Origin of the sequence: Stenotrophomonas sp. RS-48 (assembly GCF_030053245.1) — a bacterium.
Lineage (GTDB): Bacteria > Pseudomonadota > Gammaproteobacteria > Xanthomonadales > Xanthomonadaceae > Stenotrophomonas > Stenotrophomonas maltophilia_P.
In genome coordinates this window covers 33,786-50,540 of record NZ_JASGBV010000029.1, presented here as the reverse complement: position 1 = coordinate 50,540, position 16,755 = coordinate 33,786, and the positions used below count along the sequence as shown (strand labels likewise).

Here is a 16,755-nt window from a genome sequence, read left to right as displayed (position 1 = left end):
TGTTCACGCATTGCTGAACACTTCAGCTGCGCAACGCCGCACGAATGCAAACGCCTGTTGAGCCGCGCTGCAGGCCTGCTGGCGTTGCTGCTGCGTGAGGGGTTCCGCATCCAGATGCGCGCGGGTGATCCGCCATTGCTCGGCCACGCCTGCAGGCGAAGGTGCAAGGTGACGGGCGCCATGGCCGGCACCCAGCCCCAGCGCGGCGGCGTACTTGAGCAGGACGGCCGAACCCAGGGCAGAACCCTCGACGGTATACAGCCAACCCAATGCCGACGCACGGGATGCGTGCTGCAGCCTGGGACGCCAGGCATGCGCGCGTGGCAGCGGGGCGCCCATATCCAGCAGATCCTGTTCAACCAGCTGCAGTCGTGCCGTTGCCGGAAGCATCAGCCCGTCCATGTACAGCGGCGCGGCGGCGTGGTGGAAATGCCATTGGACCTGGAGAAAGCGCCCGTAGCGCAATGTGGATTCGAACAGGCGCTGCCCGATCAGGAACGCATCGAGGCTGCCGTGCACCGACCGCGTGGCGTCCCTCAGGTACACGCTCAACGGACTACCGGCAGACTGCTGGCAGCGGGCGGGTGGATCGGAGGACGGCAATGGACTGTGCATCTGCGGCACCCTAGCAGAATCGGTCCGCGGCCCGCACAAGATTTCGCGGTCACTGCATGTGCACTGCACACCCGCTGCACGCCGGTTTCCATAACGTACGCAGGACACTTCCACTGGCGCTCCGTCGTGAACCTGCACACACCCCCGAACACGTCCCACTCCATGCGCGCGATGCCGGACAGCTGCCAGTTCCAGCTGCTGGATGTGGATCTTCTGCAGGACCCCGGCACCCGCCGCATCGTTCACCTGTATTCCATGGTGGCACGCTGCCTGCGCTGCGAGACGGTGTTCAAGGCGGTGGAGGGGCAGGGCCTGGTCAGTATGTCGGCCATCCGCGTGCTGCGCTGCCCGACCGGCTGCGGGCAGCAGTCGCTGAAGGGCGCGACCCTGCGCAGCTGGCAGCCTGCGCCTGAAGCAACCGCCTGAAGCGCGCACCGCCTTACAGGGCCCCGGGGTTGGCCTGCCACACCGCGTAGTTGAGTACGGCGGCGAACCCTACCCACAGCAGATAGGGCAGTAGCAGGATCGCCGCCAGCGTCCGGACGCGCGCGAAGGCAATCACGGTGGCGATGATGAGCGCCAGCAGGGCCAGGATATCCACGAAGGCGAGCGCACCCTGTTTCCATCCAAAGAACAGCCAGCTCCATGCGGTGTTGGCTGCCAGCTGCACGACGTAGAGCGCCAATGCCACCGTGTTGGGGCGCCGTTCCTTCTCGCGCCAGACCAGCCACGCGGCCACTGCCATCAGCGCGTACAACACCGTCCAGACCGGTCCGAACAGCCCGGCGGGAGGCGCCCACGCGGGCAGCGACAGGGTGGAGTAGAAGTCCGATGCCGAGATCGAGGCCCGTGCGCCAAGCGCCGCTGCCACGAAGGTCAGCGTAAGCCAGCCGGCCAGTCCAAGGGCCTGCGTTGTTCGTTTCATCGGGCATCCTCGCGTGGGTCTCGAACCAATACGAACGAGTGGCACGTTTGGATGCAGCGCCGGCCGTCAGTCCCCAGGCGCTTGTTGCGCAGGTGCCGCCGAGGCGGGCAGCAGGGAGGGGCGCTCATCAAACCACTCGCGGGCCTTTGCCAGGTGCCAGCGGCGCTGCTCGCCGTCGAGCTCGAGGCCGGCCCCGAGCACGCCCCAGCGCAGATAGAGATCGCCGCGCTTGTGCTGACCGGGAAGATCGAGGCGGGCGCGGACGGACCACCGGTCATTCTCCGCAGTCAGCTCGTCCAGGGTGAGATGCCCCGGCCGCCAGCGCAGTGCGGTCTGCGCATCGACCTGGCCAGCGTCGAGCAGCGACAGCACCCAGCGCGGATAGTCGCCGCGCTCGGCAAACACCGCCAGCAGGGGCGAGGCATCGCTCATTGCCACGGCGCCACGTGCGTCCACCTGGAACGGCGACTGTGCATCGATGCGCCCGGACTGGATGTCGATACGTCCGCGCCACGGCGTCTTGCGTGCGACACCGGCGATCTGGATGTTGCGCAGCTCGACGGTGCTGCCGGAGACGTCGAAATGGCGGTCAGTGAAGTTGCCGCGGCGCAGGGCTGCATCCAGCTGCACGTCGCCGGCCAGTGACAGCCCGGCGACCTGCGCACGTGCCTGCCGGCCCAGCAGGCGGGCGCTGCCCTGGCCGATGCGACCATTGGTGTCCAGCCGCATCTCGCCGCTCACCTGGCCGGTGCCGCCGAGCAGCCGTACCTGGTCCGTGCCCAGATAGCGGTTGTAGGCCGCCAGGTCCGGAATGGTGGCGTCACTGAAACGCAGGTGCGCGCGCACACCGTTGCGCAGCTCGCGGATACGGCCGTCACCGCTCAGCGTCACCTGCAGATCGCGGCCATCGAACAGCCGTGTGCGCGGCGCGTCCGTCGGGTTGGCAGTGAAGCGGGGCAGGCGTACCGACAGCTCGGCGCGGGTGGGCGATCCGTCCTTGAGCTCACCATGCGCGCTGGCCGTGCCCGCCATCGTCACGCCGGCAATACCGGCAACCGCTTTGGCGGAGGGAATGTCGACCGTGCTGCCCGCCACCAGTTCACCGTTGCGGAGCTTCAGATCCGCCTGCAGGACGCCGCCGCCATCGAGCTGCAGCCAGGGTTTGCGAACGAACAGCGCGGGGATCCAGTTGAGTGAGGTGAAGGTCCACTCGCCGCGCACCGTTCCCGAGGTCCGTTCGATCAACTGGTCGATCTGGCGGAAAGGAATCTCACGGCCAGCAATCCGCAGATCGGCGTCCAGCGCTGCGCCCGTTCCTTCCTTGGGAGGCAGCCGGGCCTGCAGCCCAATGTCGTCGGCGGTGTTGAGCTGCAGGGCCAGAACGCCACGGCCGGGAGCGCCGTCACCGAGCAGCAGGGGCACGTGCCACAGCGCGTGGCTGCCGGGCTGCAGGCGTCCATGGTCCATGCGGATGTCCATCTGCAGTCGCCCCGGCACCGGGGCACTGGCGATCCGCGGCTGCGCCAGGCCGGTATCCAGGCGCAGCCCCTGGCTTCGTGCGTTGACCTTGAGCGCAGCCCGCAACAGGCCCAGTTTGGCCAGGCCGGGCGCCTGGTCGCGGAAATGGCGGGGATAGCTGAAGCGGGACGTGAGTTCTGTGTCCCCCAGCAGCTGGACGCCGTCATAGCTGACGTCGGCGGCATCGAAGCGGACCTGGGAATCGAACAGTTCCGACGGACCGCCGCGCAGTTGCTTGAGGAAACCGACCGTTCCGGCTCCCTTGCCGATGATCAGCAGCTTGCCCAGCCGGGCACTGCGGATGCTGTCGCTATGGATGGCGTTGAAGCGCAGCGTCCACCCGCGGGTGCCGCGGGGGGGCGAGGGGACGACCTGATCGACGCGACTGACGTCGGCCGAAACACCGGTCGCCTGCAGCCGCGGCACCCGGACTTCGCGCCGGAACAGGGGGAGGAGGGCAAGGCGCGCACTGGCACGTTCCGCATGCAGCACATAGACCGTGTGGTTGACGTGGCCGCGCATGTGCACGTTCCAGGCGATCACGTGGCCCGGCACCAGTGTGATCGCCGGGCCCGTGGTCATCACGAACTTCTGCGGCTTGCGGTTGGTGACGTTGTCGAACAGCGGCGTGTTGAGGAAGACGTTGCCCGCCAACAGATAGGCTGCGTAGAGGCCGAGCAGGATGTAGAGCGCTGTGCGCCACCGGCGAGGCAAATGCTTGAGGTGCGCGCGGACTGCTGCCATGAACGCTCAACATGATGACGAACTACGGCCACTATGGCCGAGTACCGTGGTTCACCATGTGAAGTGACTGGCGGCGCTGGTGCAGCATGGCCCAGTGCGGAAACCGCATGAAGGTGGCGGCGTTCCGCTCGCGCAGGCAGCCGCACTGAACCCTGTGCCGGGCCAGCGATGGCTCAGAGCAGCAGCAATGCCCCAAGCAGCGCGGGCGGCATCACCAGTACGCCGATGCGCAGGAAGTCGAGCCCGCTGACATGTTCGCCTTCGCGACGCAGGGCCACCAACCACAGCAGGGTCGCCAGCGAACCGGCCACCGACAGATTCGGGCCGAGGTCCACACCAATCAGCAGTGCCGCGCGCGTCTGCGCTGGCAGGTCGGCCATCTGCCCCAGTGAGCCTGCGGCCAGGCCCACCGGCAGATTGTTGGCGAGATTGCTGAGCAGGGCTGCGGCCGAGCCGGCCAGCCACCCGGCCTGGTGGGGTGAGGTGCGGGCAAGGGACTCCAGCGCACTGGCCGCCATCTGTATCACGCCGGTCTGTGCCACGCCTTCGACCAGAACGAACAGACCTGCCACCAGCGGCAGCACGCCCCAGGACACGTTGCGCAGCAGCGGCAGCGGACTCTGGCGCTGGCGAAGGGCGACGGCGACGACGCTCGCGCTGCCTGCGCAGAAGGTCACCAGACCCAGCGGGCCGTTCAACGCCGACGTCACCAGCAGCGCTGAGCCGGTGAACAGCACGCCGTAAGCACTCAGGCGACCGCCAGCAGACAGGGGGCGATGTTCCGGCGCCGGGGCCAGTGGCTGCGCGATCTCGCGGCGGTGCACCCAGCGCAGGACCAGGTAGGTCGCACCGATCGCCGCCAGCGACGGCAACGCGAACTGCGCCAGCCACTGCTGCAGCGGTGGCATGTGCCTGCCATACACCACCAGATTGGCCGGATTGGAGATGGGCAGCACGAAGCTTGCCGCATTGGCGATGAACGCACAGACGAACAGGTAGGGCAGAGGATTGGCGCGGGCCGCCCTGCACGCGGCATAGACCGCAGGGGTCAGCACGACCGCGGTCGCGTCGTTGGAGAGGAATACCGTCACCAGCGTGCCCACCAGGAACACCAGGTCGAACAGCCGCCGCCCGGAGCCCCCCGCGTGCCGCACCGCGTACAGCGCCAGCCAGTCGAACAGGCCTTCCCGCCGCGCGAGCTCTGCCAGAACCATCATCCCAACCAGGAACAGATAGACATCACCGCCTTCGGCGACCGCGCCGAGGACCGTGCCGACCTGCATCACACCGGTCAGCGGCAGCAGCGCCGCCGCCACGACGGCCCAGACATACTCGGGCAGGCGGAAAGGACGGAACAGCAGACCCACGGTGGCGAGCGCCACCGCCGACCAGATGATGGCGGAGGAGTAGGAAGCGAGCATGGGGAGGGGGAGCAGGAAACGCGGCATCATACCGTGTGGGTCGCGCCGCGGCCGCGTGTGCGATGCGCACAAGGGGACTGCCGCGGGAATGATTTGCTGCGCTGCACGGTGACAAGCGGGAACCAGGGTGATTAGTCTGCGCCTCAACGCGATGGTAGCGCTACCAATAGATTCGGGGTTTGGGTCCAGGGGCTGCCTTCTTTACCGCGTGTTCGTCCTGGCAGGCTTGAAAGCGAGTTTGAGTCGCGGCGCGTCCGGCGCCCGCGATGTTCGGTTTGGAATACGGGCCTCGCCCGTGCGTGCCCCTGGGAGGGGGCGGTACATCCATTCGATCGTATGTCATAGGGGACTTTCATGAGCGCTCGCAGTTTCCGTGCTACTCCAGACCCGAGGAACCGTCCATGAGCCGGACCTTGGCGAAGTTCCGCTCCAGGGCCATGTTCACGTTCGTCGGCGGCGTCCTGGTGATCAATCCCGCCTTCGCACAGGAGGCCTCCACGACCACCGCACAACCGCCTACGGCGCAGACGCAGCCCACGCAGCCTACTCAGCTGGACGCGGTGCAGGTGACCGGTATCCGCAACAGCCTCAGCCAGGCCATGGACATCAAGCGTGATTCGGCTGGCGTGGTGGACGCGATCAGTGCCGAGGATATCGGCAAGTTCCCCGATACCAACCTGGCGGAGTCGCTGCAGCGCATCACCGGCATCTCCATCGAGCGTCGTGACGGCGAAGGTGCACAGGTCACTGCACGTGGCTTCGGTCCGCAGTTCAACATGGTGACCCTCAACGGACGCCAGATGCCCGGTGCCGATGCATTCGGTGCGTCCGGGCAGGTCGCCATCGGTGGCGTCGACGGTGGCACCCGCGCCTTCAACTTCGCGCAGCTGGCCGCCGAGGCCATCAACGGCATCGAGGTCTACAAGACCAGCCAGGCGCAGGTACCCAGCGGCGGCATCGGCGCGACGATCAACATCCTGACCGCGCGGCCGCTGGATCACGAAGGGATCATCGCCAATGCCGGCGCGAAGCTCGTCTCCGACCGCAGCCAGCCGTTCGACAATGATCTGACGCCGGAGCTGTCGGGCATCTTCAGTTACAGCAACCCGGAAAAGACCTTCGGTGTGAGCCTGAGCGCGAGCCAGCAGAAGCGCAAGGGCGGCTCGGTGCAGGCCACGGAGAACTACTGGAACGTGCAGCCGTGGACGGGCTCGATGCCCGGCAACCCGACGGTGGTCAACGCGCCGGAGATCGGCCAGCTCTATGCACGCCCGAACGACCTGCGCTATGCATTTTCGGAGTTCGAGCGGGAACGCGTGAACGGCCAGGCCGTTCTGCAGTTCGCGCCCACGGACAGCCTGACCCTGACCGTGGACTACACCTACTCGACCAACGAGATCACCGAGAACCGTGGCGAGCAGGGCATGTGGCTGCAGAACAGCAACTACACCAACGTCCAGTTCGATACCAGTGGTGCAGTGGCCACCCCGGTCTACATCCGCGAAATCGCCGGCACCAAGGATTTCGGGTTGGAACAGCAGCGCAGCATGCAGGAGTACAAGCTGGGATCGCTTGGCTTCAATGCCGTGTGGAATGTCACCGACCGCTTCAAGCTGAGCTTCGACGCACACAATTCGAAGAACGAGAGTCGTCCGAATGATCCGCTCACCGGCGGCGGCTCGATCTTCATGAGCATTGCCGGCACCAACAACTGTACCCGTGGCCCCCATTGCGGTGGCTCCTGGGTGCAGGAACTGGAGTTCAACAATGGTCTGCCGGTCGGCACCCAGACCTGGTATCCCAGCACGGCAGATGCGATCGCCGGCACCAACGGCGTGGTCAACCCGGGCTTCCAGGAGGGCGAGATCGGCACCCAGGTGCTGCGTGTCAACGCACAGTCGCAGGTGAGCGAGATCAAGCAGGCCCGCGTGGACGGCGAATGGAATTTCGACCAGGGGCGGTTCCAGTTCGGCGTGGATACCAACAAGTCGACCACGCACCGCATCCAGGCAGCCGAGGCCTACTCGACCCTGGGTGACTGGGGCGTGGCCAACGTGAACCGGGATACCGATGCCGGGCTCATGGATCTGCTGCGTCCGGTCAACATCGTCGGCCTGTTCGATGACTACAGCGCCAGCAGCTGGCCCGCATGGCGCGGCAACGCCGGCCAGCTCGCGCAGTGGGCGGCGGACGAATATGGCGTGGGGCTGGGAGTCAGCCCGCAACGCGCGGCCGACAACTTCGTGGAAGAGAAGACCAAGGCGGCCTACTTCCAGGTGGAACTGGATGGTCAGCTGGGCAGCATGCGCACCAATACCCGGCTGGGCGTGCGCTACGAAACCACCGACGTGGTCTCGACCTCGGTCATCGCCGTTCCCGAGTCCATCGAGTGGCAGGCCAACAACGATTTCCGCATCGTGCTGTCCGATGAGCAGCAGCCCTTCACCGAGAAGGCAAGGTACAGCTACATCCTGCCCAATCTCGATTTCAGCATTGATTTCACCGATGAGCTGAAGGGCCGTGCCTCGTTCGGCAAGAGCATCGCCCGCGCGCCCTACGGCAATCTGTATGCGGGCCCGGGTGCACAGCAACCGTTCGGGTCGGTGCTGATCGATCCGTCGTCGCGCGCCAGCGGCAATGCGCAGAATCCCAGCCTGAAGCCGCTGGAATCGGACAACCTCGACCTGGGGCTGGAGTGGTATTTCGCCGACGCCAGCTATGTGTCGTTGACCTACTGGAACAAGTCGGTCGACAACTTCATCGGCAATACCGTTGTCCAGGAAAGCCTGTACGGGCTGACCGATCCCACGTCCGGCCCGGATGCGCGTGCGGCGCTGGACTTCCTCACCAGTGCAGCCTGCGTCTCCCAGGTCGGTGCCGCCAATGCGGCCGCCTGCTCGGCCAACGACACCTCGCTGTTCACCGCGCTGGCGTTGCTGCGCAACAACCCCGCCGGGCTGGCGGCCTACAACGGAACCGACGCGCAGGTGCTGGCCACCGAAGCGGCCTACGATCTGTATGGCCAGGCGGACGATCCGCTTTACCAGTTCAATGTCAACCGCCCGATCAACCAGAACAAGTCCAAGCTGCACGGCTGGGAGCTCGGCGGGCAGTACTTCTTCGGCGACACCGGTTTCGGCGTGCTGGCCAACTACACGATCGTCAGCGGCGACGTCGGCTACAACAATGGCGGCGATCCGGGCATCGACCAGTTCTCGCTCACCGGTCTGAGTGATACCGCCAACGCCATGCTCATGTACGAGAAGTACGGCTGGTCGGTCCGCCTGGCGTGGAACTGGCGCGACCAGTACCTGATCCTGGCCAACCAGGGCGCCAGCCGCAATCCCTACTATGTGGAGGCTTACGAGCAGTGGGATCTGAGCGTGAACTACACGCTGGACGACCACTGGTCGTTCGGACTGGAAGCGATCAACCTGACCGGCGAGGACGTACGCTGGCGCTCGCGCACGTCGCAGATGATCGTGAAGCTGGCTGACCAGAGCCCACGCTACATGCTGGGTGTCCGTTACAAGTTCTGAGTCTGGCGACGGACCCGTCCGGCGCGGTACCGTTGTCCCGGCAACGGTACCGCACGGGCCTGTCCTGACGCAGCACCTGTCGCACGTGCCGGCGGTACCCTGCCGGCCACTGGCCCCGCACCGGACTGGACACCCTGATGGCCCGCTATGAAATGCTCAACAACATCGCCCATCGGGACCTGAGGGTCGCCACCGGCTTCGGCCCCGAGTTCGGCGACGCCGTGGGCATGGTGCCGGCCTATCCCAGCGAGTTCGCCGAACTGCAGCGGGAATATCCCATCTTCCTGCGCAAACAGGCCGGATCGGGCGAATGGCAGGCCGTCGCCCTGCTCGGGTTTGAACAGCACGAGAACCTCTTCCTGCAGGACGGCCGCTGGAACGCCTCCTATCTTCCTGGAGCCGCAGCGAAGGGGCCGTTCCTGATCGGATTCCAGGAGCATTACGTCGACGGTGTGCTCACCCGTGAGGCGGTGATGCATGTCGATCTGGACCATCCCCGGGTCAGCACCGAGGCCGGCGAGCCGTTGTTCCTGCCGCAGGGTGGCAACACCCCCTACCTGGACCACATCGCCGGCGTGCTGCGTGGCATCCATGATGGCAGCGCGTTCGGCGCCGCGATGTTTGCAATGCTCGAGGAAAGCGGACTGATCCAGCCGATCACGCTCGACGTGCAGATCACGCAGCATCACCGGGTGAGCGTGAACGGATTGCACGGCATCGACCGTGAGCGCCTGGCGCTGCTGGACGACTCGACGCTGGCCGCGCTGAATCGCGCTGGCTGCCTTGAGGGCGCCTACCTGATGCTGGCGTCGCTGCACAACATGCGCCGCCTGATCGCCGAGAAGCAGCGGCGCCTGCGCGCGCAGGATGCAGCAGCGTCCACGGCCAGGAACTGAGGGCGGGCGATGGGGGCGGCGATGCGGATACTGGAGGGCATCGATCCTGCTGCGCTGCCCCTGGCCTCGCTGGTCGAGGCCGGAGAGCCGGTGGTGCTGCGAGGCATTGCGTCACACTGGGCGTTGGTCGAGGCTGGACAGCGCTCCACGCTGGACGCGCTGGCCTACCTGGGCAGCGTCGACGCGGGCGTGCCCATCCAGTACTCGTTCGGCGGGCCAGACATCGACGGGCGCCCGTTCTACACCGCCGACTTCAGCCGTCTGAACTTCGAGGTCCGTCGGGCATCGCTCAGCGAGGTGCTGGAAGGCATCGCCTCGACACTGCATGAGCCGAGGCCGCCCACCTACTACGTGGCGTCGCTGCCGGTGGAGCGGGCATTGCTGCCGGCATTCGCACAGGCCAACCAGGCAGGGTTGGCAGGGCAGGGCATCGACGCGTTGGCCAGCATCTGGATCGGCAACCGCGTCACCGCATCGTGCCATTTCGATACCCCCGACAACCTTGCGTGCTGCGCGGTGGGCCGGCGCGAGTTCACGCTGTTCCCGCCCGAACAGATCGACAATCTCTACCCAGGCCCGCTGGATCCCACGCCAGGCGGCCAGGTGGTGAGCGTGGTGGACTTCGAACGTCCCGACTTCGACCGGTATCCCCGCTTCAGGGAGGCCCTGGCGAATGCGCGCAGCGCAGTGCTGGAGCCAGGGGATGCCATCTTCATTCCCAGCATGTGGTGGCACCATGTGCGCAGCCTGGCGCCGTTCAATGTGCTGGTGAACTACTGGTGGCGTAGCTCGCCGGCCTTCCTCGGCTCGCCCCTGCCGGCGCTGCACCATGCGATGTGGGCCCTGCGCGATCTGCCCGCGCGTGAAAAGAAGGCGTGGGAAGCGCTCTTCCAGTACTACGTATTCGGCCCCGGCGCGCGCGCGGGGCAGCACCTGCCCGACGATGCGCGGGGGGATCTTGCACCGTTCGACGAGCAGCGCGCGCGCCGCATGCGCGCGATGCTGCTGGGCAGACTCAACCGCTGAGGGGCACCGTGATCGATACCGCGAGCACAGCAGAAGGGCGCATCCGCAAGGTGGTCATTGCCGGCGGTGGCACCGCCGGTTGGCTGGCCGGATGTGCGCTGTCCCATCAATTCCGCGACCAGCTGGACATCACCCTGGTCGAGTCCGAGCAGATCGGTACGGTCGGTGTCGGCGAGTCCACCGTACCGCCCATCCGCACTTTCCATCACTTTCTGCAGATCGACGAGCAGGAGTTCCTGCGCGCGGTGGCCGGCACGTTCAAGCTGTCGATCTCGTTCGAGAACTGGCGCCTGCCGGGCGAGCGCTTCTTCCATCCGTTCGGCACCATCGGACATGGCACCTGGGCCACGCCGTTCCACCATTTCTGGCTGGACAGCCTCCGCCGCGGGATGCCATCGGACCTGGGCGATTTCTGCCTGGAGAGCGTCGCCTCGCGCGACGACCGCTTCTCGCTGCAGACCCAGCCGCAGCCCAGCTACGCCTATCACTTCGACGCCGGTCTCTACGCCCGGTTCCTGCGCCGCAGAGCCGAGGCGCACGGCCTGCGACGGGTGGAGGGCAGGATCGCCGAGGTCAGACAGCATGCGCATGATGGTTCGGTGCAGTCGCTGGTGCTGGACGACGGGCAGGTCATCGAGGGCGATCTGTTCATCGACTGCACCGGCTTCCGTGGCCTTCTGATCGAGCAGACATTGAAGACCGGCTATGAGGACTGGCACGAATGGCTGCCGTGCGATCGTGCCGTCGCGGTACAGACCGAATCAATCGCGCCGCCGGTGCCGTACACCCGGGCCATCGCCCATGAAGCCGGATGGCGTTGGCATATCGCGCTGCAGCACCGCGTCGGATGCGGGCTGGTCTACTCCAGCCGGCACATGTCCGATGATGAGGCGAGGGCGAAGCTGCTGCGCGACGTGGGCGCACCGCCGCTGCGCGAACCCTGGCAGGTGCCCTTCCGCAGTGGACGCCGTCTGCAGGCCTGGAACAGGAACGTGGTTGCGCTGGGGCTGGCCAGTGGCTTCATCGAACCGTTGGAATCCACCAGCATCCATCTGACGATCAGCGCCGTGGTGCGGCTGATCCAGTTGTTTCCGTTCGATGGGATCGCGGCCTCACTGGTGCAGCTATACAACGAGGTCAGTTGCCAGGAGATGGAACACGTGCGCGATTTCATCATCCTTCATTACCACGCCACCCAGCGCGAAGAGCCGTTGTGGAAGGCGTGCCGCGAGATGGCGGTGCCCGAGTCGTTGCAGCAGCGGCTGCGCGCGTGGCGTGAGCGCGCGCACGCGTGGCAGGACCCCGGCGAGCTGTTCCGGGTCGAGTCGTGGACCAGTGTGCTGCTTGGCCAGGGCATCCAACCGGGCCGCCCGCACCCGCTTGCGCGGGCACTGAGTGACGCCGACCTGCGCACGCTGCTGAAGCGCATCCAGCAGCCGGTGCGGCAGGCGGCCACGCAGATGCCATCGCAGGCGGAATTCATCGACCGCTATTGCCGGTCGGGCCCCGAGGTATGGCACGCGAACAGGGCGGCGTCGTAACAGGTCTGCCTGCAGATGCCGCGACGGCGAGCAGGGTTTTGCATTGCAGCACGCTTTTTCCGCCGCGGCTGGTTACAGTGCGGAATCACGGCGGGCGGCACGCACGCCGTGCAAACGAGGAGGCAGTGCAACAAGGCCTCCTTTTTTGAATGTCAGAAATGGTAGCGCTAACTTTTCGGAGTTCGGAGGCGGTTTCGATGGGTCTGGTTGCCGGTGTCGACGCAGGAACGCAGAGTTTGAAGGTGCTGGTCTACGACCCGGAGGCGCGTGCCGTTGTCGCCCGCACCAGCGCGGCGCTGGAGATGAGCAGCGCCGCCGATGGCAGCCGGGAACAAGTGCCGGCCGACTGGGTGGCAGCGCTGCGCACCTGCTTCGACGGGATTGATCCATCGCTCCGGTCACGCATTGCAGGTCTGGCCGTATCGGGCCAGCAGCACGGCTTCGTGCCGCTGGATGCGGCGGGCGACGTGCTGGCGCCGGCCAAGCTCTGGTGCGATACCAGCACGTCGGCCGAATGCACCCGCATCATGGACGCCGCCGGCGGAATTGACCGGACCATCGCGCTGGCCGGCAATCCGATCCTTGCCGGCTATACGGCCTCCAAGCTGCCGTGGACGAAAGCGCATCGCCCGGCAGCCTATGCGCGGCTGGCGACCATCCTGCTGCCGCACGACTATCTCAATTTCGTGTTGACCGGGCAGCGGTTCTGCGAGCACGGAGATGCCTCCGGCACGGGCTGGCTCGATGTGCGCACGCGCACGTGGTCGCAGGCGCTGCTGCGCGCCACGGATCCGGACCGCGATCTTGCTGCCTGCCTTCCGCCCATCGCCCCACCCGACGCGCTGTTCGATATCGACCCTGCGGCGGCCAGCATGCTCGGACTGCCGGTGACGGTGAAGGTGGCGGTCGGCGGTGGCGACAACATGATGGCGGCCATCGGCACCGGCTGCGTCACGGAAGGCCGCCTGGCGATGAGCCTGGGAACGTCGGGCACGTTGTTTGCCTACTCCGATTCACCGGTGATCGATCCGGACGGGGCCTGGGCCGCCTTCTGCTCTTCCACCGGCGGCTGGCTGCCGCTGATCTGCACGATGAACTGCACCGTCGTGACCGAGCAGGTAGCGAGTACCTTCGGTTTCAGTACGCGTGACGGCGATGCCCACCTCAACGCGACGTCGCCCGGCGCTGGCGGATTGGTCATGCTGCCGTTCCTCAATGGCGAGCGCACCCCCGACCTGCCGCTGGGCAAGGGCGTGCTGGCCGGCCTGGACACCCACAACTTCACGCCGGCGCACATCTACCGCGCTGCCATGGAAGGGGCGACCTACAGCCTGAAGTTCGGCTACGACGCGTTCAGACGCGCCGGCATGCAGTTCGACCGCATCGTGCTTACCGGGGGTGGCAGCAACAGTGCCGCGTGGCGGCAGCTGGTGGCCGATGTGTTCGGACTGCCGGTCGACGTGCCGGTGCAGGCCGAAGGCGCGGCATTCGGTGCGGCGCTGCAGGCCCTGTGGGCCATCGGGCGGTCGCAGGGTGATGCCGCGCCGATCAGCGAGGTCACCGCGCAGCATGTCCGCGTGGACCCAGCACTGTCCGCGCGTCCGGATTCCGGCCGCAGTGCGGCCTATGCCTCCGCCTATTCGCGTTTTCTCCGCCATCTCGAGGCCGTCACGCCGCTGCAGCGCGGCTGAGGTCCGCCTCCCTCCAACATCCCGCACAACGACAGGAGCACGTACCATGACCACGCAGCCCTTCATCGGCGCCAAAGAGTACTTCCCGGGCGTCGGCCGCATTCCGTTCGAGGGCAGGGACTCGGACAATCCGCTCGCCTTCAAGGTCTACGACGCGAACCGGGTCATCGGCGGCAAGACCATGCAGGAGCACCTGCGCTTCGCCGTGTGCTACTGGCACACCTTCTGCAACGCCGGCCACGATCCGTTCGGACCGGGAACCCGGCAGTTTCCGTGGGAGGCCGGTTCGCCGCTGGCCACTGCAGAGGCGAAGGTCGATGCAGCCTTCGAGTTCTTCACCAAGCTGGGCGTGCCGTACTGGTGCTTCCATGACATCGACCTGGCGCCGGATGCAGACGACATTGGCCAGTACCAGAAGAATCTCACGCACATGGTGCGCCTGGCCAAGGCCCGCCAGGACGCCACCGGGGTCAAGCTGCTGTGGGGTACGGCCAATCTGTTCTCGCACCCGCGCTACATGAACGGCGCATCGACCAATCCTGATTTCGCCGTGGTTGCCCGTGCCGCGGCGCAGGTGAAGGCCGCGCTGGATGCCACCGTCGAGCTGGGGGGCGAGCACTACGTGTTCTGGGGTGGGCGCGAAGGCTACGCGTCGCTGGCCAATACGCAGATGAAGCGCGAGATCGAGCATTTCGCGCGGTTCCTGACGATGGCCCGCGACTACGGCCGCAGCATCGGCCTGAAAGGCAACTTCCTCATCGAGCCCAAGCCGATGGAGCCGATGAAGCACCAGTACGATTTCGACAGCGCGACCGTGGTGGGCTTCCTGAAGGAGCACGGGCTGGACAAGGACTTCAAGCTCAACATCGAAGCGAACCACGCCACGCTCTCGGGGCACACCTTCGAGCATGACCTGCAGGTGGCCTCCGACCATGGCCTGCTTGGCAGCATCGATGCCAACCGTGGCAATGCGCAGAACGGGTGGGACACCGATCAGTTCCCGAGCGATCTGTACGACACCGTAGGCGCGATGCTGGTCGTGCTGCGGCAGGGTGGCCTGGAGGGCGGGCTGAATTTCGACGCCAAGGTGCGCCGGGAGTCGACTGACCTGGAAGACCTGTTCATTGCCCACATCGGCGGCATGGATGCGTTCGCACGAGGTCTGGAAGTGGCACACGCACTGCTCACCGAGTCGCCGTGGGAGCAGTGGCGCAGGGAGCGCTACGCCAGCTTCGACACGGGGGCCGGCAAGGATTTCGAGCGCGGCACGCTGAGCCTTGCCGACCTGGCCACGCTGGCCGCCGATATCGGCGAGCCGCGCCAGACCAGCGGCAAGCAGGAACGCTACGAGAACCTGCTCAACCAGTATCTGCTGCGCTGAGCACGGCAGCGTCAAGGCGGCAATGGAGCGATCGAGGGGATGTCGATGAACCAGGCAGCAGATGGCGGAGAGAACACACGGCTGATCGTTCTGATCAGCGTGGTGGCAACGATTGGCGGGTTCCTGTTCGGGTTTGACAGTGGCGTCATCAACGGCACCCAGGACGGCCTGCACCAGGCGTTCCGCTCCGGGGAATGGATGCAGGGCTTCGAGATCGCCTCGATGTTGCTGGGCTGCGCCGTGGGCGCCTTCAGCGCCGGCAGGTTGGCCGACCGGCTGGGGCGGCGCAATGTGCTGATCCTGTCGGCGGTGATGTTCCTGCTGTCGGCGCTGGGGGCCGGCGCTGCGGGTTCTTCCGCGTGGTTCATCGTCGCGCGGGTGATAGGGGGATTTGCAGTTGGCGCGGCGAGCGTGATTTCACCGGCCTACATCGCCGAGGTGGCACCCGCCCGTTACCGTGGCCGACTGGCTACGGTGCAGCAGATCGCGATCATCAGCGGGCTGACCGCAGCGTTCCTGTCCAACTACCTGCTGGCCGCCGCCGCCGGGGCATCGACGGAACCTCTGTGGGCAGGGCAGGCCGCCTGGCGCTGGATGTTCTGGATGCAGGCGGTGCCCTCGCTGGTGTTCCTGCTGCTGTTGCTGACCATCCCCGAGAGCCCCCGCTACCTGGTGGTGAAGCGGCGCAAGGAGGACGCACTGCGGGTTCTCACCCGGCTGCTGGGCCGCGACAAGGCACAGCTCACGCTCGACGAGATCGAGGCCTCCCTGTCCACCGACCATCATCGTCCGCGGCTGTCCGACCTGAGGAGCAGAGCGACCGGGCGGATCCGTCCCATCGTCTGGGTGGGTGTCGGCCTGGCCTGTTTCCAGCAGCTGGTCGGCATCAACGTGGTCTTCTACTACGGCGCCGTGCTGTGGCAGGCGGTCGGGTTCTCGGAGAACGACGCGCTGCTGATCAATGTGCTGTCCGGCGCACTGAGCATCGGCGCATGCCTCGTCACCGTGCTGCTGATCGACCGTATCGGTCGCAAGCCGCTGCTGTGGATCGGCTCGGTGGGCATGTCCGTATCCCTGGCGCTGGTGGTGGTGGCCTTCGCCAGCGGCTCGCTGGCCGACGGGCACCTGCAGCTGCCGGGCCGCATGGGCACCCTGGCGCTGGTCGCCGCCAATGCCTACGTCGTGTTCTTCAATCTGTCCTGGGGACCGGTGATGTGGGTGATGCTGGGCGAGATGTTCCCCAACCAGATCCGGGGCTCGGCACTGGCCGTCGCCGGTGCAGCGCAGTGGACGTCGAACTTCGCGGTCACGGTGACGTTTCCGATGCTGCTGGCCGCGGCCGGGCTGGCGGCAACCTACAGCATCTACCTGGTGGCCGCGGTGGTCTCGGTCGTGTTCGTGCTGCGCCATGTGCACGAGACCAAGGGCAAGGAACTGGAGCAGATGGAAGGATGAGCG

General features: G+C 66.4%; 12 protein-coding genes. 8 read left to right on the top strand and 4 right to left on the bottom strand.

Annotation, left to right across the window (positions count from 1 at the left end):
• Positions 1–3: 3 nt before the first annotated feature.
• Entirely contained in the window at positions 4–615 is a 612-nt protein-coding gene (locus QMZ25_RS06625) for a biliverdin-producing heme oxygenase (protein ID WP_155761037.1), read from the bottom strand.
• Positions 616–786: 171 nt separating this feature from the next.
• Between QMZ25_RS06625 and QMZ25_RS06620 the strand changes: the two genes are divergently transcribed.
• Positions 787–1,041, top strand: a complete 255-nt coding sequence (locus QMZ25_RS06620; RefSeq protein WP_181452142.1) for a hypothetical protein — start codon at positions 787–789, stop codon at positions 1,039–1,041.
• 13 nt (positions 1,042–1,054) lie between these two features.
• On the opposite strand, the gene QMZ25_RS06615 is transcribed toward QMZ25_RS06620, so the two are convergent.
• The 3 genes from QMZ25_RS06615 to QMZ25_RS06605 all read right to left on the bottom strand — a co-directional run bounded on the left by QMZ25_RS06615 (position 1,055) and on the right by QMZ25_RS06605 (position 5,223).
• Complete coding sequence (locus QMZ25_RS06615; protein WP_111186977.1) at positions 1,055–1,540, bottom strand: TspO/MBR family protein; 486 nt, start codon at positions 1,538–1,540, stop codon at positions 1,055–1,057.
• Between the two features lie 66 nt (positions 1,541–1,606).
• A complete protein-coding gene (locus tag QMZ25_RS06610; protein ID WP_283219305.1) occupies positions 1,607–3,802 on the bottom strand; it encodes a hypothetical protein in 2,196 nt (731 codons plus the stop codon).
• 173 nt (positions 3,803–3,975) lie between these two features.
• Positions 3,976–5,223, bottom strand: a complete 1,248-nt coding sequence (locus tag QMZ25_RS06605) for an arsenic transporter (protein ID WP_111186975.1) — start codon at positions 5,221–5,223, stop codon at positions 3,976–3,978.
• 401 nt (positions 5,224–5,624) lie between these two features.
• Here QMZ25_RS06605 and QMZ25_RS06600 point away from each other — a divergent pair, with 401 nt between their 5' ends.
• The 7 genes from QMZ25_RS06600 to QMZ25_RS06570 all read left to right on the top strand — a co-directional run bounded on the left by QMZ25_RS06600 (position 5,625) and on the right by QMZ25_RS06570 (position 16,752).
• The gene (locus QMZ25_RS06600) at positions 5,625–8,762 is read left to right on the top strand and encodes a TonB-dependent receptor (protein WP_053518517.1); all 3,138 of its coding nucleotides are present in this window, start codon (positions 5,625–5,627) and stop codon (positions 8,760–8,762) included.
• Between the two features lie 137 nt (positions 8,763–8,899).
• Complete coding sequence (locus QMZ25_RS06595; protein ID WP_283219304.1) at positions 8,900–9,658, top strand: SapC family protein; 759 nt, start codon at positions 8,900–8,902, stop codon at positions 9,656–9,658.
• A 9-nt stretch (positions 9,659–9,667) separates the two neighbouring features.
• Positions 9,668–10,684: a cupin-like domain-containing protein gene (locus QMZ25_RS06590; RefSeq protein WP_283219303.1), complete on the top strand. Its 1,017-nt coding sequence runs from the start codon at positions 9,668–9,670 to the stop codon at positions 10,682–10,684.
• An 8-nt stretch (positions 10,685–10,692) separates the two neighbouring features.
• On the top strand, positions 10,693–12,225 hold the full coding sequence (locus tag QMZ25_RS06585) for a tryptophan halogenase family protein (protein ID WP_283219302.1): 1,533 nt from the start codon (positions 10,693–10,695) through the stop codon (positions 12,223–12,225).
• 197 nt (positions 12,226–12,422) lie between these two features.
• Positions 12,423–13,916, top strand: coding sequence for a xylulokinase (gene xylB / locus QMZ25_RS06580; RefSeq protein ID WP_283219301.1), 1,494 nt, complete (start codon positions 12,423–12,425; stop codon positions 13,914–13,916).
• A gap of 46 nt (positions 13,917–13,962) precedes the next feature.
• On the top strand, positions 13,963–15,297 hold the full coding sequence (gene xylA / locus QMZ25_RS06575) for a xylose isomerase (RefSeq protein ID WP_283219300.1): 1,335 nt from the start codon (positions 13,963–13,965) through the stop codon (positions 15,295–15,297).
• Between the two features lie 30 nt (positions 15,298–15,327).
• Positions 15,328–16,752 carry a sugar porter family MFS transporter gene (locus tag QMZ25_RS06570; RefSeq protein WP_180875208.1) on the top strand — a complete coding sequence of 475 codons (1,425 nt, stop codon included), beginning with the start codon at positions 15,328–15,330 and terminating at the stop codon, positions 16,750–16,752.
• Positions 16,753–16,755 lie beyond the last annotated feature (3 nt).

What these genes read in the sequence shown, in the direction of transcription:
- QMZ25_RS06625 (WP_155761037.1), bottom strand. Translation starts at nt 615, where the DNA reads ATGCACAGTCCATTGCCGTCCTCCGATCCACCCGCCCGCTGCCAGCAG.
- xylB (WP_283219301.1), top strand. Translation starts at nt 12,423, where the DNA reads ATGGGTCTGGTTGCCGGTGTCGACGCAGGAACGCAGAGTTTGAAGGTG.
- QMZ25_RS06590 (WP_283219303.1), top strand. Translation starts at nt 9,668, where the DNA reads ATGGGGGCGGCGATGCGGATACTGGAGGGCATCGATCCTGCTGCGCTG.
- xylA (WP_283219300.1), top strand. Translation starts at nt 13,963, where the DNA reads ATGACCACGCAGCCCTTCATCGGCGCCAAAGAGTACTTCCCGGGCGTC.
- QMZ25_RS06600 (WP_053518517.1), top strand. Translation starts at nt 5,625, where the DNA reads ATGAGCCGGACCTTGGCGAAGTTCCGCTCCAGGGCCATGTTCACGTTC.
- QMZ25_RS06615 (WP_111186977.1), bottom strand. Translation starts at nt 1,540, where the DNA reads ATGAAACGAACAACGCAGGCCCTTGGACTGGCCGGCTGGCTTACGCTG.
- QMZ25_RS06610 (WP_283219305.1), bottom strand. Translation starts at nt 3,802, where the DNA reads ATGGCAGCAGTCCGCGCGCACCTCAAGCATTTGCCTCGCCGGTGGCGC.
- QMZ25_RS06605 (WP_111186975.1), bottom strand. Translation starts at nt 5,223, where the DNA reads ATGCTCGCTTCCTACTCCTCCGCCATCATCTGGTCGGCGGTGGCGCTC.
- QMZ25_RS06595 (WP_283219304.1), top strand. Translation starts at nt 8,900, where the DNA reads ATGGCCCGCTATGAAATGCTCAACAACATCGCCCATCGGGACCTGAGG.
- QMZ25_RS06620 (WP_181452142.1), top strand. Translation starts at nt 787, where the DNA reads ATGCCGGACAGCTGCCAGTTCCAGCTGCTGGATGTGGATCTTCTGCAG.